Raw genomic sequence first — 23,960 nt, forward strand, 5'->3', positions numbered from 1 at the left:
AAACAATCACAACTAAACAGGCATAAGAGGTCGGCGATATTTCGTTACAGATTAATTAAGGATGTAGAATATGATCAAGTCGGAAACCACAGGCTTATTATTATCGATGGTGTGTGCCATCATCTGGGGGGCGTCCTACCCAATATCGGCAATACTTGCCGGGAAAATAGATCCTATCGTCTTCTCTATTGCTCGCTATGGATTAGCAGCAGCTGGACTAGCCATTATATTTCTATTACAGAAGAAAAAATCTTGGTTACAGATAAGAGATATTCCCAGTATGGCAATAGCTGGCATCTTGGGTCAGGCAGTACTCTTTTACACAACATTACTCGCCCTTGAATATATTTCTGCCGCCGAAGTTGGGGTGATCAACGGCATGATCTCCATCTTGACCGTGTTAATCTGTATTCCCATTTATCGCACCATGCCTACCGTGACCCAGATCATCGCCGTAATCATCTCTTTTTTTGGTGCTTTTTGTATTGCCTTCGACCCAAGCAATAAATTTACCGGCATAAATCTTGGACATCTATACGCAATCTTAGGCGTATTAAGTATTATCGCATCTGGCTTTATCAATAAAAAGTTTGCCGAACGCTACGATGGCATTTCGAGTATGTTCTATCAATTTATGTTTGCCACCGCCGCCTTAGTTATCGTTATGGTCGTCCAAGGTAGAGATATCACGCAGATGTCGATCATATTTGATAATGGCTACTATTTATCAAGTGTATTAATACTAGGTTTTGTTTGTTCTGCAATAGCCTACGTCATCTATTTCCAGGCGCTAAAACTCACGGGAGTACAGCGAGCCAATATGGCGCAAAACGTACTACCTCTTTCAGCATTTACCTTAGCGATTTTTATGGTGGATGAGCAAATAACCACTCAAAAAGTGATTGGTATAGCGCTAGTGGTATCTTCACTATTCCTATTCGACATGAAGTGGGACACCATTAAAGTAAGATTGACTAAATTGTCGATAAGATAGAAGAGCAAAACCAACGGTAAACTCTCACTTTATATGCCTAGTGCAATTTATGTAGGAAGGAATCGTTAATCATCACCTTGAAACTAGTGACGCAGCGCACAAATACACTAAAAATCAAAACGATATCGACTAAGCGGTATTTAGAAGCTTGATCAAACCAAGGTTTGGGCATATTGTGAGCACAGAAATAGGTTAGCTATAACGCGAACATTAAACTTGATATTTATTGCCAAGGATTTTATATGTTTGAAAACAAAATTCGCTTACATTGACCCAGTGGAACGTTAACCTGTCAGGTTAATCACTTCCTCTTATTCGGCTCTCTCCTTGAGTTGCTACAACTTACTTATCATTTGATTCATACACTTTGTTGGCCAAGAACTTGGCGTCAACTACGCATCGGTCCTCGTCCCATATACCTTTATGTCTGCGTTCCCCCCTGAGCTTGACCTATTTGACTCACTGTTTCTAATTTTACGAATAACGAGACTGAGTTCAAATAACTAAATAATGCTATCTATGCATCGATAATTAGAGATGTTAAAACATTCCAAAAATATAAAAAAGAGAATAAATATATGGAAATACTTATAGGAATAGCGGCGTTATTCGCCATGTTAACCCTGTTTTCACTCATCAGCCTCAAAGCACCTAATGGTCGCGCGGCCATGTCCGGTTTAGCTGATGCTGCTATCGCGACATTCTTGATTGAAGCAATTCACAAATACATCATGGGTGATTTTTTAGGTTTCACTTTTCTCGGTGAAACAGGGGCTGTTTTAGGTGGGCTGGGCGGTGTAGCTGCAGCAACACTTGTGATGCTACGCCTCAAAGTTTCACCAGTATATGCCGTCATTACCGGCCTTTCTATGCTCAACCTAGGCATACTAGAAGGCTTTGTGGTGGGATATACCTTCTCCTTTATCATCCCAATATTTCAACGCCGTCTACCAGAAGGCTTAGATATAATAGTTATCGCTCTGCTACTGGCACCAGCCGCTCGCATAGTCGGTCTGGAAATATCACCTAACATTCAGTTAATATTAAGCATAATATCCAATGCCATTACAGGTGCGACTTACGCATCTCCACTACTAATGGGTCTATTCTTGGGTGGCATAATCAAGATAGTTTGTACCTCACCGCTTAGCTCTATGGCACTGACTGCCATGATGGGACTTACGGGACTGCCCATGGGTATCGCTTGTATTGCCTGTTTTGCAGGTTCATTTACCAATGGCTACGTTTTCTACAAACTAAAACTAGGTAACCGCGCTAACATCACTGGTGTAATGTTAGAGCCATTAACGCAAGCGGCAATCACAACACGTCACCCTATTCCAATCTACGGTTCAGATTTCATCGGCGGAGCATTAGCAGGTATGGTTGCAGTCTCCTTTGGGATCAGTGTTGATGCACCGGGTACGGCAGCCCCTATTCCAGGCATGTTAGCGCCCTTTGCTTTCAACCCAGCATCAGAAGTGTTAACCGTGCTAGGCATCGCCATGGTATGTGGACTTGTCGGCGGTATGATAGGTGTGAAAGTTTACCAAATGTTCAATAAGAAACCTCTTGAGACAATCGCAACTCCAGATGCACCAGCAAGCTAAACTTAAGAGCTGAAATTGTTACTTAAAGAACAAAAAAGCGACCTAAACAGGTCGCTTTTTAATTACAGCAATAATTACGATTTCTTCTTTACCGGTCTTACCCAGCCACTTAAATGACGCTGCTTAACTCGAGTGATAACAAGTTCGTTAGCAGCGACATTGCTACTAATGGTAGAGCCCGCACCTAAGGTCGCACCTTTACCTATGGTCACTGGAGCAATCAGTTGAGTATCACTACCCACAAAGACGTTATCTTCAATAACCGTTAGATGTTTATTTGCACCATCATAGTTACAGGTAATCGTTCCGGCGCCAATATTCACACCACTGCCGATTTGTGCATCACCAATATAAGCCAGATGACCCGCTTTAGAGCCTTCACCCAACACCGCTTTTTTCATCTCAACGAAATTCCCGACATGAGCGTCGGTTTTAAGCTCAGCGCCTGGACGTAAACGTGCAAAAGGCCCAGCACTCGAAGCCACACCCATTTTGGCATTTTCAACGATAGAGTAAGGTTTAATTTCAGCATTGTCGCTAATATCACAATCGATAAGGATCGCGCCAGCGCCGATAGTCACATTGTTGCCTATGGTCACTTTACCTTGAATAATGACGTTGATATCGATCATCACATCCATGCCCACAGTCACGTCACCGCGAATATCAATACGGGCTGGGTCTCTGAGATTAGCGCCTTCAAGCATCAACTTCTCAGCAGCACGCGCTTGATAAGCTCGCTCCAATTGAGCCAGTTGTACTCGGTTATTAGCACCTTCCACTTCAATCGCCGATTCAGGCTGAGCCGTCGTGATCACCACACCATCTTTATGAGCCATCGCAACGATATCAGTTAGGTAATATTCACCCTGAGCATTGTCAGAAGATAACTGACCAAGCCAAGTTTTAAGCTGCTTACCTGACGCCGCCATAATACCTGTGTTGATCTCATTAATCGTCAGCTGTTCAGCATTGGCATCTTTCTGCTCAATAATGCCCACAACTTTGCCCGCCTCACGCACGATACGGCCATAACCTGTTGGATTAGGAAGATTAACGGTAAGAATGGCTAGACCATTATCTTCGCGGGCAGCAAGCAGAGTTTCAAGGGTAGTACTTTGAATTAAAGGCACATCGCCATAAAGAATAAGCACAGTATCGTCATCAGCAATATTGGAGTTTGCCTGAGCGACTGCATGGCCAGTACCAAGCTGTTCAGCTTGTAAAACCCAATTTAGCTGCTGCTCTCCCAACACACTCTTAAGCTTTTCGGCACCATAGCCATATACCAGCTGAATTTCGTCGCTTCCCACCTTATGTGCTGTGTCGATCACATGTTGAACCATGCTCTTATGGGCTATAGGGTGTAACACTTTAGGGAGATCTGAGCGCATGCGAGTTCCCTTACCTGCAGCCAAAATCACTACGTTCAATGCCATGAGTTATCCTTGAGCTAATGCTGATTATTATAACGAGATTGGGGTCATATTTTTATGAGACTGATTTTAAGCCATTGAACAATTAAAAGCGACTCGACCTGTAATTGAACCAGCATTAGAAGGTAATAACTTTATCAGCAACCAGCACCCACTGAGCCAAGTCATCCATCGTCGCCTCTTCACAACCTTCGATGACGCTAAGATCTTGTAAACCTCTAGCGTGAACACAGGAGCGACAAAACTTCACCTCACAATGTTGAGCCAGCACAATCTCCAACATCTGCCCAATATTGTAACCCTCACCAGGTTGCTGTTTAGGCAAAACAGCAGTAATCGCATCTGAGAGTAAAAACAGACTGACCTTAGCTGGTGGGCTTTCATGTTCATTGAGTTGTATCACAAGCCGCAAAGCATTAAACAGCTTTTCTGATCCATAAGGAGCATCATTAACGATGATAAGTACATGTTGCATGAGTAAAATTCTCAGATATTAAGTTATTTAGAGAGAATATCACTCAAATCAGGTTTAGAGATTTGCACGGATCACGATAATCAATTCAAGCCATTAGATTCTACTAAAAGGTACTAGGACGTGACGCTGTCACGGCTAGAGCGTCGCTACGCTCCTGCTAGATCCTATAAGAGCGATACCGACAACGCTAACTTTCTATTTTGGCTTTCCTGCTTTTCCAACAAATTTTAGCTCCCCTTTAATTGACGGGTTAAAACCCGACCTACAAAAATCAAATTATTTCGTCTCTTTCGTAAGTGAGCTTGCGAACGTTCTGTTATCCGTGAGCAAAGCGTTCGTTCCTGCTTCTGCCTTTCCTAGAACCTTTCTTATCTTTAACCTTCTATTAGACACAAATCCCCTCTAACGCTATCCCTGCGTTCGGGGATAAGTACTCTGACCTCCAAGGATGGAGGAAATGGCGATAAGTGTATGGATCACTTACGGCCATGTACAAAAAAGGCGACCATCCGTTAAGAAGGTCGCCTTTTTTTAAACAAATAACCCTTATCGGGAAATGTTCTTCTTGATGGTTTCAACAACGCGCAATTGAGCAACAGCCTGAGCTAGTTCAATCGCAGCGGCAGCATAGTTGAAGTCAGCGCCAGCATCTGCCATAGCAGATTCTGCACGACGCTTAGCTTCCCCAGCGGCCTTTTCGTCAATCTCATCAGCACGCAATACTACGTCAGCCAATACTGAAACAGAAAAAGGTTGAACTTCCAGAATACCACCTGAAAGATAAAACACCTCTTCTTTCCCATCTTGCTTGACGATGCGTGCCATGCCAGGTTTGATATATGTCAGCAGTGGCGCGTGTCCAGGCATAATACCTAGCTCACCTTCTGAACCAGTCACTTGTAGATGTGCTACAAGGCCAGTAAAGATGTTGTTTTCTGCACTTACAATATCAAGTTGTACTGTCATGGCTGCCATCCGTTCTCCTTAAAACTAATACTCTGCACTTATTCTTGAACTAAAAGTTCTGAACGAGCGCAGAACACTTCGTTACTTCTTGTTGGCTTTCTCAACGGCTTCGTCGATTGAACCAACCATGTAGAACGCTTGCTCTGGAAGATGATCAAACTCACCCTCTAGAATGCCCTTAAAGCCACGAATGGTGTCTTTAAGAGAAACGTACTTACCTGGAGAACCGGTGAATACTTCAGCTACGAAGAATGGCTGAGAAAGATATTTTTCAATCTTACGAGCACGTGCTACGGTCGTCTTATCTTCATCAGATAATTCATCCATACCAAGAATCGCAATAATATCTTTCAGCTCTTTATAACGCTGAAGTACAGTTTGCACACCGTTAGCAACATCATAATGCTCTTGACCAACAACCAAAGGATCTAATTGACGCGAAGTCGAATCCAATGGGTCAACCGCTGGGTAAATACCCATAGAAGCGATGTTACGTGACAATACAACAGTCGCATCTAAGTGAGCGAAGGTTGTTGCTGGTGATGGATCCGTCAAGTCATCTGCAGGTACGTATACGGCTTGAACAGAGGTAATAGACCCTGTTTTAGTCGATGTAATACGCTCCTGAAGTACACCCATCTCTTCAGCCAATGTTGGCTGGTAACCTACTGCTGATGGCATACGGCCTAGCAGTGCAGATACTTCAGTACCTGCTAAGGTGTAACGATAGATGTTATCAACGAAGAAAAGAACATCTTTTCCTTCGTCACGGAACTTCTCAGCCATGGTTAGACCAGTAAGTGCCACACGTAGACGGTTTCCTGGAGGCTCGTTCATCTGACCATAAACCATGGCCACTTTGTCGAGAACACCAGAATCTTTCATCTCGTAGTAGAAGTCGTTACCCTCACGAGTACGCTCACCTACACCAGCAAATACAGATAAACCTGAGTGTGCTTTAGCAATGTTGTTAATAAGTTCCATCATGTTGACGGTCTTACCAACACCAGCACCACCAAACAGACCTACTTTACCACCTTTAGCGAAAGGACAAATAAGGTCAATAACCTTGATACCCGTCTCTAAAAGTTCAGTAGAGCTTGATTGATCTTCATATGAAGGAGCTTCACGGTGAATAACATAACGTTCTTGTTCACCGATTTCGCCACATTCATCAATAGGTTGACCTAATACGTTCATGATACGGCCAAGGGTTTTTTCCCCTACCGGAACAGAAATAGGTGAACCAGAGTTTACAACCTCAAGACCACGACGCAGACCATCTGAAGTACCCATAGCGATGGTACGAACTACACCACCACCTAGTTGTTGCTGAACTTCCAGCACCAAATCTTCACTTTCGATCTTTAGAGCGTCATATATCTGAGGTACGGAATCTTGTGGAAACTCAACGTCCACAACCGCGCCAATGACTTGGACAACAGTACCTGTGCTCATGATAAATCCTCTAAAACTTGTATTCGTTACCTAGCCTAAACGGCTGCAGCGCCAGCAACAATTTCCGACAGTTCCTGCGTAATCGCAGCCTGACGAGCCTTGTTATAAACTAACTGCAAGTCTTTAATAAGATCACCAGCATTGTCGGTTGCAGACTTCATAGCAACCATACGGGCTGCTTGTTCGGATGCAATATTTTCAACAACACCTTGGTAAACCTGTGACTCCACATAACGTACCAACAAGGTATCCAAAAGTTCTTTTGGATCCGGCTCGTATATGTAGTCCCAATGATGAGAAATCTCATCCTCTTTTGACTTTGGCAAAGGTAGCAGCTGTTCGATCACTGGCATTTGAGACATAGTATTAACGAACTTGTTAAATACCACGTACAAACGATCCAGTTTGCCTTCGTTGTATCCTTCTAGCATCACACGTACTGTTCCGATCAGGTCAGCGAGCTTTGGAGCGTCGCCTAAACCAGATGCTTGAGCAGGTACTATTCCGCCAAAATTAGTGAAGAACTGTACACTTCGTGCGCCGATTGGGCAGAATTCAACTTCTACACCAGCTGCACGTTGCTGCTTCACGTCTGCGATAACCTTTTTGAAAAGGTTAACGTTCAGACCACCACAAAGACCACGGTCGGTTGACACTACAATGTAACCAACACGCTTAGCCTCTCTCACCTCTAAATAGGGGTGCTTATACTCGAGAGAACCTTGCGCTACGTGACCGATCACCTTACGCATATTTTCTGCATATGGACGACTTGCTGCCATGCGTTCCTGCGCTCTGCGCATTTTGCTGGCAGCAACCATTTCCATAGCGGATGTGATCTTCTGAGTATTTTGAACACTCGCGATCTTGGTTTTAATCTCTTTAGCGTTGGCCATCTTAACTCTCCAATTCTGGACCTGAGGTGCCAAAGGCACCTCGTTCGATTACCAGGTTTGGGTTTCGACGAACTTATCGAGGCCGGCCTTCAACTCACCTTCGATGTCGGCATTATAGTTGCCAGTCTCGTTGATGGTCTTCATAAGCTCAGCATGCTCGCTGTTCATGAAAGAGAGCAAAGATGCTTCGAAATCACCAATTTTATTAAGCTCAACGCTCTTTAGGTAACCTTTTTCAGCTGAGAAAATAGACACAGCCTGATTAGCTACGCTCATAGGGGCGTATTGCTTTTGCTTCATAAGTTCGGTAACACGCTCACCATGCTCAAGCTGAGCACGTGTTGCATCATCTAAGTCAGATGCAAACTGTGAGAACGCTGCAAGCTCTCGATACTGTGCAAGTGCGCTACGAATACCGCCTGACAGTTTCTTGATGATCTTCGTCTGCGCCGCACCACCAACACGAGAAACCGAAATACCAGGGTTAACAGCAGGACGTAGTCCAGAGTTAAACAGGTCAGTTTCAAGGAAGATCTGACCATCAGTAATCGAAATTACGTTAGTCGGTACGAATGCAGATACGTCACCCGCTTGAGTTTCAATAATCGGCAGAGCTGTCAAAGAACCAGTTTGGCCTTTCACTTCACCTTTAGTGAACTTCTCAACATACTCAGCGTTAACACGTGAAGCACGTTCTAACAGACGAGAGTGAAGATAGAATACATCACCTGGGTATGCTTCACGTCCTGGAGGACGCTTAAGTAGCAATGAAATCTGACGATAAGCAACTGCTTGCTTAGAAAGATCATCATAGACAATCAGTGCATCTTCACCGCGATCGCGGAAATACTCACCCATTGAACAACCAGAGTATGGAGCCAAATATTGCAGTGCAGCAGCTTCAGAAGCTGTAGCAACAACAACAATGGTGTTCGCCAAAGCGCCATGTTCTTCTAGCTTGCGTACCACGTTAGCAATGGTAGAAGCCTTTTGGCCTACCGCTACGTATACACACTTAATGCCAGTATTTTTTTGATTGATAATTGAATCGATCGCAAGAGCGGTTTTACCGATCTGACGGTCACCAATAATCAATTCACGTTGTCCACGACCAATAGGGATCATAGAGTCAACGGCTTTGTAACCAGTTTGCACTGGTTGATCTACTGACTGACGTTCAATAACACCTGGTGCGATTACTTCAACAGGAGAGAAACCATCGTGATCGAGTGGTCCTTTTCCGTCGATTGGTTCACCCAATGTGTTGACTACGCGGCCTAATAGACCACGGCCAACTGGGACTTCCAAAATACGACCAGTTGTTTTAACTTTATCGCCTTCTGCCAAAGAGGCATAAGGACCCATCACTACGGCACCGACAGAATCACGTTCTAAGTTCAACGCGATTGCGAAACGGTTACCAGGCAGTTCGATCATCTCACCTTGCATCACATCGGCTAGGCCGTGGATGCGGATGATGCCGTCACTTACTGCAACGATAGTACCTTCGTTGCGAGCTTCACTAACGACTTCGAACTGCTCGATCCGCTGTTTAATCAGATCGCTGATTTCAGTGGAATTCAGTTGCATGCTCAAACTCCCAATTACGATTGCAGCGTATCAGACAGACGCGAAATTTTTCCGCGGACCGAGCCATCTATGACGAGGTCACCTGCCGTGATAATAAAACCAGCTATTAGGCTGGCATCTGTGCTGCAATTCAGCTTTATTTTGCGTGTGAGACGTTTCTCTAAAGAAACACTAATATCCTGTTGTTGCTCTGAAGTAAGCTCTGTAGCTGAAACGACAAACGCTTCAATCTCTTTTGCCCATTCATGCTTCATCTCAACAAAAAGTTGAGACACTGCAGGTAGTGCTTCTAAACGACCGTTTTCAGCCATTACCTTTAACAGATTTTGACCTTGCTCATTGACTTGCTCACCACAAACATTAATAAAAAGTTCGGCAAGCTTATTACTGGCTAATGCGCCAGATAGCAGTGGCTTAATGGTTTCGTTTTCACTTACCATGGCCGCGAAGTTCAGCATTTCTGCCCAACTATCAACTGCATTTTTTTCAATAGCAAAATCAAACGCTGCCTTTGCGTAAGGACGAGCGATGGTGGTTATTTCAGCCATAACTCAAACTCCTTATTTAAAGTTCAGCAACAAGTTTATCAACTATGTCACTGTGGGCGGCTTTATCGATAGAACGCTCAAGAATCTTCTCTGCACCAATAATGGCTAGAGTAGCAACTTGCTTACGCAAGTCTTCTTTAACGCGATTACGTTCAGCTTCAATTTCTGCATAACCCTGAGCAATAATTTTATTACGCTCAGCATCAGCTTCGGCTTTTGCTTCGTCAACTATTTGAGCTTTACGTTTGTTCGCTTGCTCAATAATTTCGTTCGCAGTAGCTTTGGCGTCTTTTAGTTGGTCAGTCGCTTTCGCTTGTGCCAACTCAAGGTCTTTTACGGCACGGTCAGCATGAGCTAAACCGTCAGCAATCCTTTTTTGACGCTCTTCGATGGCATTCATCAAAGGTGGCCAAACATACTTCATGCAGAACCACACGAAGAGTAAAAAGGCGACCGACTGTCCGAGTAAGGTAGCGTTGAAATTCACAACAGCCTCCTATTGAGTTTAAAGACAGAAGCGTTTATTACAGCATTGCACCTAATGGATTGGTGAAAAGCATGAATAATGCAATACCAACACCGATCATAGTTACCGCATCAAGAAGACCGGCGACGATGAACATTTTAACTTGTAGCATTGGAGCCATTTCTGGTTGACGCGCAGCGCCTTCCAAGAACTTGCCACCCAATAGGCCAAAACCGATAGCGGTACCGAGTGCACCCATACCAATTAGTAGAGCAACAGCAATAGCTGTCATGCCTAATACAGTTTCCATCTCTATCTCCAAATATCTAAATCTAGTTAGTTTATTTTTTAGCTAAAAATATCTTTCAGCAATCCTTAATGATCTTCATGGGCCATGCTTAGATAAACAATGGTCAACATCATGAAGATAAACGCCTGTAGAGTAATAACCAAAATATGGAAAATTAACCAACCTAGCTGTAAAGTTACACCTAGAGTAGATAATGCCCAGTTAGCACCATACATCAACGCAATAAGGATGAATATCAACTCACCTGCATATAAGTTACCGAACAAACGCAATGCCAATGAAATAGGCTTAGCGATTAACGTTACGGTTTCTAACAAGAGGTTGACAGGTATCATTGCCCAATGGTTAAAAGGCTGCATGGTCAATTCTTTAACAAAACCTGAAATGCCTTTGACTTTAATGCTGTAATAAATAATCAGCACAAACACACCGATAGCTAAGCTAAAGGTAATGTTTACATCAGTCGTTGCAACAACTTTCATGTAAGGGATGCCAGCAGCAAGTGCTAGTGATGGAATCCAGTCAACTGGAATCATATCCATGAAATTCATCATGAATACCCAAACAAAAATAGTTAATGCTAACGGAGCAATAACAGGGTTGCGGCCATGAAAGGTTTCTTTCACGCTAGAGTCGACAAATTCAACAATCATCTCGACAAAACACTGAAGTTTGCCAGGAACACCTGTCGTTGCCTTCTTTCCAACGCTACGAAATAGCCATAAGAATAGAACACCAAGCCCAACCGAAAAGAACAACGAATCAAGATGCCATGTCCAGAAGCCTTCACCAACACTTAAGTTGGTAAGGTGGTGCTGGATATAGCCCTGCGGTGTTAACGCTTCACCAGTTGCAGCCATGATTCATCCCACTTAACTTTGCTTGAAATATAAAGGAGCTGTCCAATGCACGATTAACACTAAGGTATAACAAACAAAAAGAGGCATAAATCCCACTTTCCAATTGATAAACACTAGTGAAAACATTGCGATAGTAAGCAGCAACTTTACCGCTTCCCCCCAGTAAAAAGTCTTAATGACCTTTCCAGCTGAACTTGCTCCCGAATGGGAAAAAGCTAGGGTTGCGAATACAAAATTAGGAAGTACAGCAATAGCACCACCTGCTAGTGCAGATAAGCCATACTGAGCTCCCCACGTGGCGAAAAAGAAAATAGAAATAACCCCAGCCATCGCCGCCTGCATCATCACCAATTTATAGGCTGACCATCGGCCACGACGTGCTAAAACTTTACTCAATTTACCCTCTCCGCTTTAGTGCTTTAATGGCTCGATGACCGGATAACTATACCCAAACAATACCGAACTACAAAAAAGCTTGCGAAAGTATACCTTTTCAAGCATTCAAAGCAAGTTTAAGCTAAGGAAAATCGACACTTTTAATGTGATCTACTACCAAAGATGCAAAAGTATAAAACTAACGGATGTCGCAAAATTACATAATATAGCCGTAACATGATTTTTTTAACGGATTTTGCTGATAATGCCGTCTAATTCAGCGAGATCTTGATAGTTTATTACCAATTTACCCTTACCTTTTTTATTATGCGTAATCGATACTTTCGCACCTAATCTTTCGATTAATTGGCTTTCAAGACGGGCTACGTCATGATCTTTTGCAGGTTTGTCTGCAATTTCAGGAGGATTTAAGGTTTTATTAACTAAGCGTTCAGTTTCACGCACAGTTAGTTCTTTTGCAGCCACCATTCTGGCGATAATTGTCTGTTCATCACCATCGATAGATAACAAAGCTCTAGCATGGCCCATATCTATGTCACCATACTCCAACATACGCTTAACAGGTTCGTTAAGACCATTAAGTCGTAGCAAGTTAGAGACGGTAGTTCGAGACTTCCCAACAGCGTCAGCAATCTGTTGATGGGTCAGATTAAACTCTTTCATTAATCGATGAAGTGCTATCGCTTCTTCCATCGCATTAAGATCTTCACGCTGAATATTCTCAATCAAGGCGATAACAACGGCAGATTCATCGGGCACTTGTTTAACAATACAAGGAACTTGCTCAAGTTTAGCGAGTTGAGCAGCACGCCAGCGACGTTCACCGGCAATAATTTCATACATGGTAGGCGATATTTTACGCACTAAAATAGGCTGAATAATACCTTGTGCTTTTATCGACACCGATAACTCATCGAGGGCTTCAGGAGACATATCCTTACGAGGCTGATATTTTCCTGATTGCATCATATCGACATCTAACATGATGAGAGAATCGTTTTTAATATCTTGATCCGCTGAATCGCTATTTGTTTGATTTAACTTCGCACTTGCTGCATTGCTGGTACTGAGTAATGCGTCCAGGCCTTTACCCAAACCACGCTTTTTGACTGTCATTTCCATAACCCTAATTTAAGCTTGTTCGCCCTGAAGTTTATGCTGTTCGGCACGCCGAATGATTTCACCAGCTAGTGACAGATAGGCTTTTGCACCCGCACTGGTTTTATCATAATACATAGCTGGGGCACCAAAACTTGGCGCTTCAGCCAATCGCACGTTTCGAGGAATAACAGTGCGATACACTTTCTCACCAAAATGTTGTTTAAGCTGATCGGACACATCATTCGCCAAACGATTACGGGGATCATACATGGTACGTAAAATACCTTCGATATGCAGACCAGGGTTAACCATGGCACCTATCTTACTGATAGTGTCCATTAGCGCAGTTAATCCTTCTAGCGCATAATACTCACACTGCATCGGCACTAACACCGAATCCGCAGCCGACATCGCATTTACGGTTAACATATTTAAAGAGGGTGGACAGTCGATAAAAATATAATCGTAATCATCTTTGATCGGAGCTAAAGCATTACGTAGACGGATTTCACGAGCAAAAAATTCCATCAATTTGATCTCAACAGCAGTAACGTCACCATTACCCGCGATCAGATCATACTTGCCACTCGTCTCTCTATAGACAACCTCATCAAAAGGTTTCTCTTCAACCAACAATTCATATGCTGTATTTTCAACGCTGTATTTATCAATCCCACTACCCATGGTCGCATTACCCTGAGGATCGAGATCAATAAGCAACACTTTACGCTTTGTAGCAGCTAAAGATGCGGCTAAATTCACGCAAGTTGTTGTTTTTCCCACGCCACCTTTTTGGTTGGCCACGGCAATCACTTTACCCACAATATCATCCTGTCAGTCACTTTCTTATATTCAATCTAAGTTATAACAATTACCAAGTTGCTTGAACCACTTAAAAAATGCAACTTTATTGCACTTTTTTAATGACTCTTAATAAGTGTCTTTGCTCATCAAGACAAGGAACGGTTAACTCGAAAACATCGGTTACTTCAAACCCTTCTGGAATATTCGCCATCTCATCTTCGGCCAACTGACCCTTTAATGCATAATAACAACCGTTATCAGTCGGAAGATGGTGACACCAATGCAACATATCTTCGATTGACGCAAATGCACGACTTAACACACCATCAAATTTAATGTCTGGTTGATAAGCTTCAACACGACTTTCAACAGAGCTGATATTTTTAATACCTAATTCATGTTGGACCTGCTTTTGAAAACGGATCCGCTTGCCTAAACTATCTAATAATACAAAAGATTTATCTGGATTCATTATCGCTAATGGGATGCCTGGTAAACCAGGGCCGGTGCCCACATCAATAAAACGCTCACCAATGAGATGTTCAGATACCGCTAAACTGTCCATAATGTGACGGATCAACATCTGTTGTGGGTCTCGGATCGACGTCAGGTTAAAAGCCTTATTCCACTTATTGAGCATCTCAACAAAACCAATAAGCTGCTTTTTTTGCTCAGCGGTCGCAGACAGATTCATTTCAGACAAATACTTATCTAATAGGGCAGATAACACAGGTAGATCCTTAATTACAAACTTAAATAGGCATGAACAAGCTATTATGAAGCTGTCAAAACAGTAAGGGAAGCGCTATTGGCTTCCCACTACTTGATATTTTTACGAAGCTTTTTTACGTAACAAGCCACGTCGCTTCAGATGCACCAATAAAATAGAGATAGCGGCTGGCGTCATTCCTGAAATTCTCGAAGCCTGACCTATCGTTTCAGGTTTATGATCATTGAGCTTAGCGATTACTTCGTTTGATAATCCCGGCACCTCCTGATAATCAAGATCTAACGGTAATCCAGTAGTTTCATGACGAACCGCTTTATCAATTTCATCTTGCTGACGTTGAATATAACCCGAGTATTTAACTTGGATCTGAACTTGCTCAGCAGCACGTGGATCTTCAAGTCCCGGACCAAATCCTTCTAAGGACATTAGTTTAGGGTAATCCATTTCTGGACGACGCAATAAATCTTCAAAAGAGGCTTCACGTGAGATGGGTGTATTTAACTCAGGATTCAAGACATCGATCAAAGGTGAATGGGGGTGAACCCACTGGCTACGCAAACGTTGCAGTTCAAGTTCAATAGCCTCACGTTTCTCATTGAATTGTTCCCAACGGTTATCACAAACTAATCCAAATTCACGTCCTTTTTCGGTTAAACGTAGATCGGCGTTGTCTTCACGAAGTAGCAAACGATATTCAGCGCGACTGGTAAACATGCGATAAGGTTCTTTAGTGCCTAATGTAGAAAGATCATCCACTAACACACCTAAGTAAGCTTGATCACGACGTGGCGCCCAAGCTTCTTTACCTTGAACTTGCAAAGACGCATTCATGCCTGCTAATAAACCTTGAGCAGCGGCTTCTTCATAACCTGTGGTGCCATTGATCTGTCCAGCAAAGAAAAGACCGGCAATGGTTTTAGTTTCAAGGGAGTTTTTTAAATCTCTTGGATCAAAATAATCATATTCAATTGCATAACCAGGACGGATAATTTCAGCATTTTCCATTCCCTTAATCGATCTAACCAAATTAAGCTGCACATCGAAAGGCAAACTGGTTGAGATACCGTTAGGGTAGATCTCATTGGTGTTTAGCCCTTCAGGTTCAATAAAGATTTGATGGGAAGATTTATCTGCAAAGCGATGGATCTTATCTTCAATTGAAGGGCAGTAACGTGGACCAATACCTTCGATAACACCTGAATACATAGGACTACGGTCTAATCCACCACGAATAATATCGTGTGTGCGCTCATTGGTATGAGTGACATAGCAAGAAACCTGACGAGGATGATCTTTTACATCACCGATAAATGACATCACAGGCAAAGGGGTATCACCTTTCTGTTCAGCCATCAGATCGAAATCTATGGTATTTACATCAATTCGAGGTGGAGTCCCTGTTTTTAAGCGGCCAATCCGGATCGGCAGTTCACGTAGACGATCAGCTAGTGCGATCGATGGTGGATCTCCTGCTCGTCCACCACTGTAATTTTGCATACCTATGTGAATTTTACCACTAAGGAAAGTGCCTGCAGTTAAGATTACCGTAGGGGCTTCAAATGCTAATCCCATCTGAGTGACAACGCCTGTGACTCGACCATTTTCAACAATAAGATCATCAACTGCTTGTTGGAAAAGTCTAAGGTTAGGTTGGTTTTGCAAAATCTGTTGGATCTTAGCTCGGTACAAAGCCCTGTCTGCTTGAGCACGAGTGGCTCGAACTGCTGGGCCCTTGCTTGAGTTAAGAGTTCTGAATTGAATACCAGCAAAGTCAGTTGCAATCGCCATTGCACCGCCTAAAGCATCAATTTCTTTTACCAAGTGTCCTTTGCCAATCCCGCCAATAGCTGGATTGCAAGACATCTGTCCTAAGGTATCGATGTTGTGAGTCAGCAAGAGGGTTTTTGATCCCATTCTTGCTGCAGCTAACGCGGCTTCGGTACCAGCATGGCCACCACCGATAACAATTACATCGAACCGTTCATGAAAATGCATGAGTAAACCTTAAATTTAAACTTTAGTCGATAACGAGCAAACAGTGAATTTGAGCTGAGCATTTTAGCATTTGATCTGACCTAGGTGAAAGATCAATTTTACTGTTCAGATCCGATGAAGATCTGCTTAATAGATCTTAGGATCTTTATATAGATCCTTTGTTATGTTTATTATTAAGGGAGCACTTTTCTGTGGATAATCTATTTTTTTAAATAGAATCAATAGTTAAAAGCGATCAAAACCTGTGATCTATTTTAGATCTAACTGACTTAAGCTTGGGGATAGATCGGCTACTTATCCACAAGGCGGATCATTGACCGGATCGCATGTGGATCAATACAGAGTTTGATCAGAGCTAAATAATAGGTTATCCACATATTTATCATTTTAGATCGTAATATGTGGATAAAGTAGATCTAAACTGTGAGTTGTTCTCATAGTTATACTGAAAAGCGATCTTATAGTTGATCTTGCCATTGTGTTAACCAAGCAAGAGCAGGGTCTTCAGGAGTATGATCGTATTGAACATCGATCTGGATCTTATCCACATAGACTTGTGCACCGCAATCCTGCAAAGCTTGAGACAACTTTTCTGGTCCTTCACAAAAAGTATCGTAGCTTGAGTCTCCGATCGCGCAAATGGCAAATTTGATTCCGGTTAGATCGGGATTTTTAGCGAAGATCTCGCTTAAAAATGGGGTTATATTGTCAGGAAGATCGCCTGCTCCATGTGTCGATGAGACGATCAACCAGAGGGATTTTGGGTCCAAATCATCCAATTTAGGGGTCATGTGCAGCTGATTTTTATGGCCTAATTCGGTTAATTTAGCCGCTAGTTCATCGGCAACATACTCTGCATTACCTAAGGTTGTTCCTATTAATATCTCTATTTTAGCCATAATCTTTCTCATTTAGCGGTGTAAATAGGCCTTTTTAGGCCACTTTGATTCAATAATGGAGCTCATAATAAGGTAAAACGAGTGAGAAGTAGGAGGTTTAAAGGTAAATATGGGAGTAAAGAGGAGAAAATAGATACTTTAAATAAGCAAAAGCCCAACTGAATGGGCTTAATTAACGAGTTTGATTACCTATTATAGTGGATGACGGTACGAATACTCTTGCCTTGGTGCATTAGATCAAAAGCCTTATTGATCTCATCGAGTCCCATTATATGGGTAATAAAATCATCCAGCATAAACTCTCCAGACATATAAAGGTTTACCAACTTTGGCAATTCCGAACGTCCCTTGATGCCGCCAAAAGCACTACCACACCAGACTCTGCCAGTAACTAATTGAAACGGACGGGTAGAAATCTCTTGTCCTGCACCCGCTACACCAATAATTACCGATTCGCCCCAACCTTTATGACAGCACTCAAGTGCACTACGCATCACATTAACATTACCAATGCATTCGAATGAATAATCGACACCACCATCGGTCATCTCAATGATGACATCTTGAATAGGAATACTATAATCCTGTGGGTTTATGCAATCTGTGGCTCCCAGTTTCATCGCCAATTTATACTTGTTTTCGTTAATATCGATGCCAATTATTCGACTTGCACCCGCCATAGTCGCACCGATAATGGCTGATAGTCCTATACCACCTAAACCGAAAACAGCAACGGTATCACCAGGTTGTACTTCAGCTGTTTTAAGTACGGCGCCCATTCCTGTTGTGACACCACAGCCAAGTAAACAGACCTCTTCGAGTGGCGCATCAGGATTTATTCTAGCGAGGGATATTTCAGGTAGTACTGTGTATTCGGAGAAGGTTGAGCAGCCCATATAGTGGAAGATTGGCTCACCATCTTTATAGAATCGAGAGGTACCATCGGGCATTAGACCTCTGCCTTGGGTATCCCGAATTTTCTGACATAAATTAGTTTTACCTGACATACAGTATTTACACTCACCGCATTCAGGTGTGTAGAGCGGGATAACATGATCACCAACATTCACACTGGTGACGCCTTCTCCTATCATACGAACAATTCCTGCTCCTTCATGGCCTAGTATGACGGGAAATAAACCTTCGGGATCATCTCCCGATAGTGTGAAAGCATCTGTGTGGCATACCCCTGTCGCGACTATCTGTACTAAGACTTCGCCGGCTTTCGGTAGCATCACATCCACTTCTTCAATCGTTAACTTTTGTCCTGGACCCCAAGCAATCGCTGCTCTTGATTTAATGAATTTGTCAGACATCTCAAATCCTTTCTTTGAACCGACCTTTAAATATAGCTCAAAAAACAGGCGAAGTTAATATGTGCATATCAGTCAAAAGTTAGATATAGCAAGGGAGCTGAGTGTTTTCTAACTCAGCTTTATCGGCAGGAAAAAGCGTTCGTGGGCAGATGTTTTAAGTAAGTATTTATGTTAATTAACGGCTTAGCTCATGGTTTGCACTTGAGATGCTAACAGCCAGATAGCTAAAGTGAAGAAGATTAATCCCATAAATTTATTTTGATAAGCTCTGAACTTGTCATTTTTCAGTAGAGATTTACCTAAACTGCCAACCATAGCTACCAGCAATAAATTAAACAGCAAGCCCATCACGTTGAGTAACAATCCCAATGCCAACATCTGTTCTCCAGAACTGGCCGTTAAGTCTGTCGAGACAAATTGAGGCAAAAAAAGCACGAAAAAGAGTAGAGCCTTAGGGTTTAACAAGTTACTGAATACGGCACGTCGATAGAGGATCTTAGCTAGGTTGTTATCTTGAGCAACTTCAGGAGCATCCATTGGATCTGCTCGCATGCAGTCCCAACCCATTTTCAACAGGTAAGCACCGCCTAATAGACGCAGTAATTGCAGAGCCATAGGATTCATGGCTATTAATGCAGATACGCCCATAGCAGCTAATAAAGTGAGTAATAAACCTGAAGTGGCATTGCCTAAACTAGCGTAAATCCCAACTTTGCGACCATAACTAAGGCTAGAGCTGGCTATTAATAACATATCTGGACCAGGGATCAGCAAAAGGGCTATAACTGTGGTGAGATATAGAGGAAGTAACGCGAGATCGATCATCAATAATGCACTGGTTTAGAGAGAAGGCCGGGATTCTACAGTGGTTTGCTATCATTCTGTAGATTTTTACAGCGACAACAAGAACAAGCGTTTAATAACTGCGCAGAACGCGCAAATAATGCACTTTTTTGGCCGTAAGCTGATTATTTTGATGACCGATTTAGATTGATTTTGAATGGATATATAATTTTTTAAAACTTTTTATTGGCCGTCACATTAACTCTCTTTTTTCTCCTCATCGACTCAATGAGTTTATTTATCATCATTTGATGTCTTTTACTGTTTGCTATTTAACTCGGTATTAGTGGAAGACTATATAGTAGTAAGTTGTTATATACACTGATTTTTGAATAGGTAAATAACCAAGGTTAGCGGTAGAATATTATCAATATGATGGAATAACCTCAGCTGTAAGTAGGTTAGAAATGGCTTAAATACAGATAAATATACGTTTTAAAAAACGTTCAAAAAACTGACGCTTTGAAGATAAATTGACTCTACAAATATTCGTCAATAAATGATGAACTGCTGATTAAATAGACTGTTTATTGACAGTGTTTTGTTATGGCCATTTAGATTATATTTATCGGTATCAGAGTAAAAATGTGAATCATTATTATGTTACGTAATTTGTTGTATGCCGTTATCTGTTATGCCATTTGGCTAACTTACCAAGATGTGTCTGCTTATATAACGGCGCCAGCAGAAGAGATAGCTCAGCTTGAACAAGAGGGAAAAGGTAAAGGTTAATCCTCGTTTGTTAATTGAACTATTTATCTATAGCTTGTTACTCAATAATATAAAATATTGGTTAGCGATATTTATGACGAGTCCATACTCTTCCCAAGAATGGTTGCAACTTAATTTGCAGCAGCAAGGTCTCTTGAAAACGGCGGGTTCTGTAAGTGAAACGCTAGAACTGTTGAGTTATGTGCAGATCGATTCCATTAATGTGGTCGAGCGGGCTCATCATCATGTGCTCTACAATCGTATTGCTGATTATCAAGCATCTTTGTTGGACACTGCGATGGCTAATCAGGAGATATTTGAGTATTGGTCTCATGCTGCAGCTTACTTACCAATAGCTGATTACCGCTTTAGCTTATGGCAAAAGAAAGCGCTAAAGCAGGGGGGTAAACATTGGTTCGAACCTGAGCATAAAATTATGCGAGAGGTTAAGGCTAAAATTATTGCCGAAGGACCGTTGAAGGCGAGCCATTTTACTAATACCACTAAGACAACTTCCACAGGTTGGTGGGATTGGAAACCTGCTAAGCGTGCTTTAGAGCAACTGTTTATGCAAGGTGAGTTAATGGTGGTACAGCGTGACAAGTTTCAAAAAGTTTATGATCTGACCGAACGGGTATTGCCAGCGGATGTGAATTGTCAGCTCCCCGATGATACCGAGTTTGCCCGTCACCTTATTTATGGTTACTTAACGGCCCACGGCTTTGGGACTGTTAAACAGATCATCTATCTGCGTAAAAATATTAAAACTATCCTAGTTAACACATTAAATGAGATGTGCTTAGCGGGAGAATTGGCTCGTTTTTCAGAATTAGATCAAGAGTATTTCTACCTTCCTAATCTACAGCTGTTAACAGCCATACCAGATAGGGTCTGGCTTTTGAACCCCTTTGATAACTTAGTGATCCAGCGGCAGCGATTAAAGCAACTATTTGGCTTTAATTATCAAATAGAAGTTTACGTACCCGCCGCTAAACGGCAGTTTGGTTACTACTCATTACCAATTCTCTGGCGAGATCGTTTTGTTGGTCGGGTTGATGTAAAAGCTGACCGTAAAGGGGGAATACTTTTGTTGCAAAAATTGACCATCGAAGAGGGAGTTTTTGGTGCTAGTACAAGTAGCACTGAGCTTGAGGCGTTTATTGCCGCATTCAGGTTTGCGGTTGATGAGTATGCGGTGTTTAACAAGTGCCAAGAGTGGCAGTTGGTTGAAACCAATTTGTTTAGTGACTTATTGGTTAATAAGTCACACAAGTAACTTTTGAAGTTAGGTTTTTATTGTTTTTTAGCTGGTTTATAGGAGGACATATCTTCTATTTTATCTATCGCCTTCAGCGAGATATGTGCAGGTAAGTTCTCGGGACGCTGTAAAGCCATCCATGGCCGCTTCGCGAAAACCAATAACGTCCATATAAAACGGCCAGTTCGTATCTGCCAGACAGGAAGTCTCAATGTCGTGAAGGACAGGAGTCCGAGAACTATCCTATCTCTCGTTCGAAGAGTATTACTTCGTAATATCTCACCGTGTTTTCGAGACACTGGTTCCTCCCTACACCCTATTTTTACCTGAATTTGACTTTATGCTCATTGGAGCTTTAGCTTGTTGTTTGACTCATTTATGATGTTAAAAAGTTCTTTAGGTTTGAGTAAAATATGAAATTAGATGAGATTATTACCACTTTGAGTAGTGGTGAGTTAACAGAACTGCCAGTTGAAGCTTTGCAAGCGGCGAGGCTGCAATGGCCAGAGCTACTGCCTATCATCGATGGATTGATGCAGCAGTTTATTGTCAAAGAGGAATTGACTGAAGCTGAGGCTAATCTGTTGTTTTTCGGCATCTGTCTGATTATCGATCGTAAGGAGTTTAGCTGCTTTGACTCCCTAATCAATCTCACTAATAAGGAAGATTGTGATAGCCCGTTAGAGCAACTACTTGGTGATTTTGTCGCTTCCGATCTCTCCACCGCTTACTATATTTTGGCTCAAGGGAAACCCGAGCAGCTGTGCCACTTAATCAATTCAGCTCAAGCCGGTGAAATTGTAAAAATGTCGGCGATGACAGCCCTATTTACTCAATATCATACCAAGCAGATTGATAAAGAAACGCTTAACCTGCGTATACCTGCCTTTATCGACAATCTGGTCGCCTATGATCAGACTATGGCCCTATTTGAGTTGGTTAATCTATTAATTTGTCATGAGTTTAATCAGTATCATGCACAATTTGTCGAGCTTGTTAAAACCAAGGTTATCGATGAAGGTCCCCTAGAAAACCAATGCATTATCGATTGGGATAATAACTGTATAGGTTATTCAGAGTGGGATAGCGGTCTGATAAGCGGCGACTATGATATTATTAATGCTCTTAGCCAGTGGGCTGGCTTCAACTCAGAGTCTGAACTGAGTGATTCAGAGTTAATGGATATTTTCGATGACCTGATGAACGGCCCCGATGAACTCGGCAATATGGATTTTGAAAATGTTGATTCTTATTTGGACAGCTATGAAATTAAAGAACCCTACATTGCAGAGGTTAAAGCTGGTCGCAACGACCCATGCCCCTGTGGCAGTGGTAAGAAATATAAGAAGTGTTGTTTAAACTAGTTGGGATATTTTAGGAAGAGTAGTGATAGCGTAGGGCAACAATCGTTAACCTATCCTGAGTTGCCTTATAAACCAAACGATGTTCATCTGTGATCCGTCTAGACCAATAACCAGAAAGGTTTTCTTTTAATCTTTCTGGTTTGCCAATGCCTTCAAAAGGTGTCCTTTGACAATCTTTAATAAGCAGGTTAATTCGTTTCAATGTTTTTTTATCTTGTTGTTGCCAATAAAGGTAATCGTTCCAAGCATTATCAGAGAAGAGAATATTCATTAATCCAGTAACTCGCGCTCTTGAGCCTGGCCTTCTTCAACCTGCTTTATAGAATCTAGCAGATGTTTTGCATTTACTGGGTTTGAAAGTAAGTAAATAGTCTCTTTCCAACTATTGAACTCTGACTCAGAGAACATGACGACATTTTCAGCACCTCTACGATGTATCACTGCAGGTTCGCAGTCATTGACGACACTGTCACAAACAGACTTAAAATTACTTCTTACCTCAGTAAAACTATAAACACTCATAAACACCTCTACATGTACATTATTGAGTACAGTTTAGTTCAAAAGTGATAAACGTACAAGAGTAAGTACAAGTGTGGGCCCTTGTCGGTTAACAAAGGGAGGTAGCTTAAGCGATGAAGCTATATCATCGTTTTTAGTGTTCCATTAAATTTTTGATATTTGATTGATTATCGGTAACCAAAGCTTCATTAGTATTTATCGCCTCCAGCGGGTGCCGTGCATGGATGTACCAATGTCGTGATGGCAGGATGCCAAAGAACGACGTATGTGCAAGTAATCCTTCAACACGCTATCAACCCGTCCATGTAGAGAACAAGGCTAGAGAACGAGGCAGAGAACAAGGCAGGCAGAGAACATGGCCACCCAAGATTATTCTTTGTTATTTAGGGTGAATAGATCTTGCCAATCTGAA

The 23,960-nt window shown here is 42.2% G+C and carries 25 protein-coding genes; 5 read left to right on the forward strand and 20 right to left on the reverse strand.

Features of this window, described 5'->3' with window-relative positions; genetic code table 11:
* Window positions 1-70: 70 nt before the first annotated feature.
* Window positions 71-994, forward strand: a complete 924-nt coding sequence (locus tag HWQ47_RS27730) for a DMT family transporter (RefSeq protein ID WP_269969143.1) — start codon at window positions 71-73, stop codon at window positions 992-994.
* Window positions 995-1,572: 578 nt separating this feature from the next.
* On the forward strand, window positions 1,573-2,604 hold the full coding sequence (locus tag HWQ47_RS27735) for a PTS sugar transporter subunit IIC (protein WP_269969144.1): 1,032 nt from the start codon (window positions 1,573-1,575) through the stop codon (window positions 2,602-2,604).
* Window positions 2,605-2,678: 74 nt separating this feature from the next.
* Here HWQ47_RS27735 and glmU read toward each other — a convergent pair whose 3' ends face one another.
* From glmU to HWQ47_RS27825, 18 genes are all read right to left on the reverse strand, one after another.
* Complete coding sequence (gene glmU, locus HWQ47_RS27740; RefSeq protein ID WP_269969145.1) at window positions 2,679-4,043, reverse strand: bifunctional UDP-N-acetylglucosamine diphosphorylase/glucosamine-1-phosphate N-acetyltransferase GlmU; 1,365 nt, start codon at window positions 4,041-4,043, stop codon at window positions 2,679-2,681.
* A 115-nt stretch (window positions 4,044-4,158) separates the two neighbouring features.
* Window positions 4,159-4,515, reverse strand: coding sequence for a DsrE/DsrF/TusD sulfur relay family protein (locus HWQ47_RS27745; protein ID WP_269969146.1), 357 nt, complete (start codon window positions 4,513-4,515; stop codon window positions 4,159-4,161).
* 546 nt (window positions 4,516-5,061) lie between these two features.
* Window positions 5,062-5,490, reverse strand: a complete 429-nt coding sequence (locus HWQ47_RS27750) for a F0F1 ATP synthase subunit epsilon (protein WP_269969147.1) — start codon at window positions 5,488-5,490, stop codon at window positions 5,062-5,064.
* A 72-nt stretch (window positions 5,491-5,562) separates the two neighbouring features.
* Window positions 5,563-6,939 (reverse strand): F0F1 ATP synthase subunit beta, encoded by a 1,377-nt coding sequence (gene atpD / locus HWQ47_RS27755; protein ID WP_269969148.1) that lies wholly within the window; start codon window positions 6,937-6,939, stop codon window positions 5,563-5,565.
* A gap of 35 nt (window positions 6,940-6,974) precedes the next feature.
* A complete protein-coding gene (gene atpG, locus HWQ47_RS27760; protein WP_269969149.1) occupies window positions 6,975-7,835 on the reverse strand; it encodes a F0F1 ATP synthase subunit gamma in 861 nt (286 codons plus the stop codon).
* 48 nt (window positions 7,836-7,883) lie between these two features.
* A complete protein-coding gene (gene atpA / locus HWQ47_RS27765) occupies window positions 7,884-9,425 on the reverse strand; it encodes a F0F1 ATP synthase subunit alpha (protein ID WP_269969150.1) in 1,542 nt (513 codons plus the stop codon).
* Between the two features lie 14 nt (window positions 9,426-9,439).
* The gene (atpH, locus tag HWQ47_RS27770; protein WP_269969151.1) at window positions 9,440-9,973 is read right to left on the reverse strand and encodes a F0F1 ATP synthase subunit delta; all 534 of its coding nucleotides are present in this window, start codon (window positions 9,971-9,973) and stop codon (window positions 9,440-9,442) included.
* Between the two features lie 16 nt (window positions 9,974-9,989).
* A complete protein-coding gene (gene atpF / locus HWQ47_RS27775; RefSeq protein ID WP_269969152.1) occupies window positions 9,990-10,460 on the reverse strand; it encodes a F0F1 ATP synthase subunit B in 471 nt (156 codons plus the stop codon).
* Between the two features lie 37 nt (window positions 10,461-10,497).
* The gene (gene atpE / locus HWQ47_RS27780; protein WP_011639455.1) at window positions 10,498-10,749 is read right to left on the reverse strand and encodes a F0F1 ATP synthase subunit C; all 252 of its coding nucleotides are present in this window, start codon (window positions 10,747-10,749) and stop codon (window positions 10,498-10,500) included.
* A gap of 65 nt (window positions 10,750-10,814) precedes the next feature.
* Window positions 10,815-11,609: a F0F1 ATP synthase subunit A gene (atpB, locus tag HWQ47_RS27785; RefSeq protein ID WP_269969153.1), complete on the reverse strand. Its 795-nt coding sequence runs from the start codon at window positions 11,607-11,609 to the stop codon at window positions 10,815-10,817.
* Window positions 11,610-11,621: 12 nt separating this feature from the next.
* A complete protein-coding gene (locus tag HWQ47_RS27790; protein WP_269969154.1) occupies window positions 11,622-12,005 on the reverse strand; it encodes an ATP synthase subunit I in 384 nt (127 codons plus the stop codon).
* A 225-nt stretch (window positions 12,006-12,230) separates the two neighbouring features.
* Window positions 12,231-13,121 (reverse strand): ParB/RepB/Spo0J family partition protein, encoded by an 891-nt coding sequence (locus HWQ47_RS27795; protein ID WP_269969155.1) that lies wholly within the window; start codon window positions 13,119-13,121, stop codon window positions 12,231-12,233.
* A gap of 15 nt (window positions 13,122-13,136) precedes the next feature.
* Window positions 13,137-13,928, reverse strand: coding sequence for a ParA family protein (locus HWQ47_RS27800; RefSeq protein ID WP_269969156.1), 792 nt, complete (start codon window positions 13,926-13,928; stop codon window positions 13,137-13,139).
* 85 nt (window positions 13,929-14,013) lie between these two features.
* Window positions 14,014-14,640, reverse strand: coding sequence for a 16S rRNA (guanine(527)-N(7))-methyltransferase RsmG (rsmG, locus tag HWQ47_RS27805; RefSeq protein ID WP_269969157.1), 627 nt, complete (start codon window positions 14,638-14,640; stop codon window positions 14,014-14,016).
* A gap of 102 nt (window positions 14,641-14,742) precedes the next feature.
* Window positions 14,743-16,635 (reverse strand): tRNA uridine-5-carboxymethylaminomethyl(34) synthesis enzyme MnmG, encoded by a 1,893-nt coding sequence (mnmG, locus tag HWQ47_RS27810; protein ID WP_269969158.1) that lies wholly within the window; start codon window positions 16,633-16,635, stop codon window positions 14,743-14,745.
* Between the two features lie 458 nt (window positions 16,636-17,093).
* A complete protein-coding gene (mioC, locus tag HWQ47_RS27815) occupies window positions 17,094-17,534 on the reverse strand; it encodes an FMN-binding protein MioC (RefSeq protein WP_269969159.1) in 441 nt (146 codons plus the stop codon).
* A gap of 185 nt (window positions 17,535-17,719) precedes the next feature.
* Window positions 17,720-18,850: an S-(hydroxymethyl)glutathione dehydrogenase/class III alcohol dehydrogenase gene (locus tag HWQ47_RS27820; protein ID WP_269969160.1), complete on the reverse strand. Its 1,131-nt coding sequence runs from the start codon at window positions 18,848-18,850 to the stop codon at window positions 17,720-17,722.
* 183 nt (window positions 18,851-19,033) lie between these two features.
* Window positions 19,034-19,675, reverse strand: a complete 642-nt coding sequence (locus HWQ47_RS27825) for a LysE family translocator (RefSeq protein ID WP_269969161.1) — start codon at window positions 19,673-19,675, stop codon at window positions 19,034-19,036.
* A gap of 618 nt (window positions 19,676-20,293) precedes the next feature.
* On the opposite strand from HWQ47_RS27825, the gene HWQ47_RS27830 reads away from it, so the two are divergent.
* The 3 genes from HWQ47_RS27830 (at window position 20,294) to HWQ47_RS27840 (ending at window position 23,026) form a co-directional block, all read left to right on the forward strand.
* Entirely contained in the window at window positions 20,294-20,425 is a 132-nt protein-coding gene (locus HWQ47_RS27830) for a hypothetical protein (RefSeq protein WP_269969162.1), read from the forward strand.
* Window positions 20,426-20,498: 73 nt separating this feature from the next.
* Window positions 20,499-21,680 (forward strand): winged helix-turn-helix domain-containing protein, encoded by a 1,182-nt coding sequence (locus HWQ47_RS27835; protein ID WP_269971878.1) that lies wholly within the window; start codon window positions 20,499-20,501, stop codon window positions 21,678-21,680.
* A 395-nt stretch (window positions 21,681-22,075) separates the two neighbouring features.
* Complete coding sequence (locus HWQ47_RS27840; RefSeq protein ID WP_269969163.1) at window positions 22,076-23,026, forward strand: YecA family protein; 951 nt, start codon at window positions 22,076-22,078, stop codon at window positions 23,024-23,026.
* A gap of 10 nt (window positions 23,027-23,036) precedes the next feature.
* On the opposite strand, the gene HWQ47_RS27845 is transcribed toward HWQ47_RS27840, so the two are convergent.
* Window positions 23,037-23,297, reverse strand: coding sequence for a Txe/YoeB family addiction module toxin (locus tag HWQ47_RS27845; protein WP_269969164.1), 261 nt, complete (start codon window positions 23,295-23,297; stop codon window positions 23,037-23,039).
* Window positions 23,297-23,548 (reverse strand): type II toxin-antitoxin system Phd/YefM family antitoxin, encoded by a 252-nt coding sequence (locus HWQ47_RS27850; RefSeq protein WP_269969165.1) that lies wholly within the window; start codon window positions 23,546-23,548, stop codon window positions 23,297-23,299. The genes HWQ47_RS27845 and HWQ47_RS27850 overlap by 1 nt, the downstream gene beginning before the upstream one ends.
* Window positions 23,549-23,960 lie beyond the last annotated feature (412 nt).

This window comes from Shewanella sp. MTB7 (genome assembly GCF_027571385.1).
Classification (GTDB): Bacteria; Pseudomonadota; Gammaproteobacteria; order Enterobacterales; family Shewanellaceae; genus Shewanella.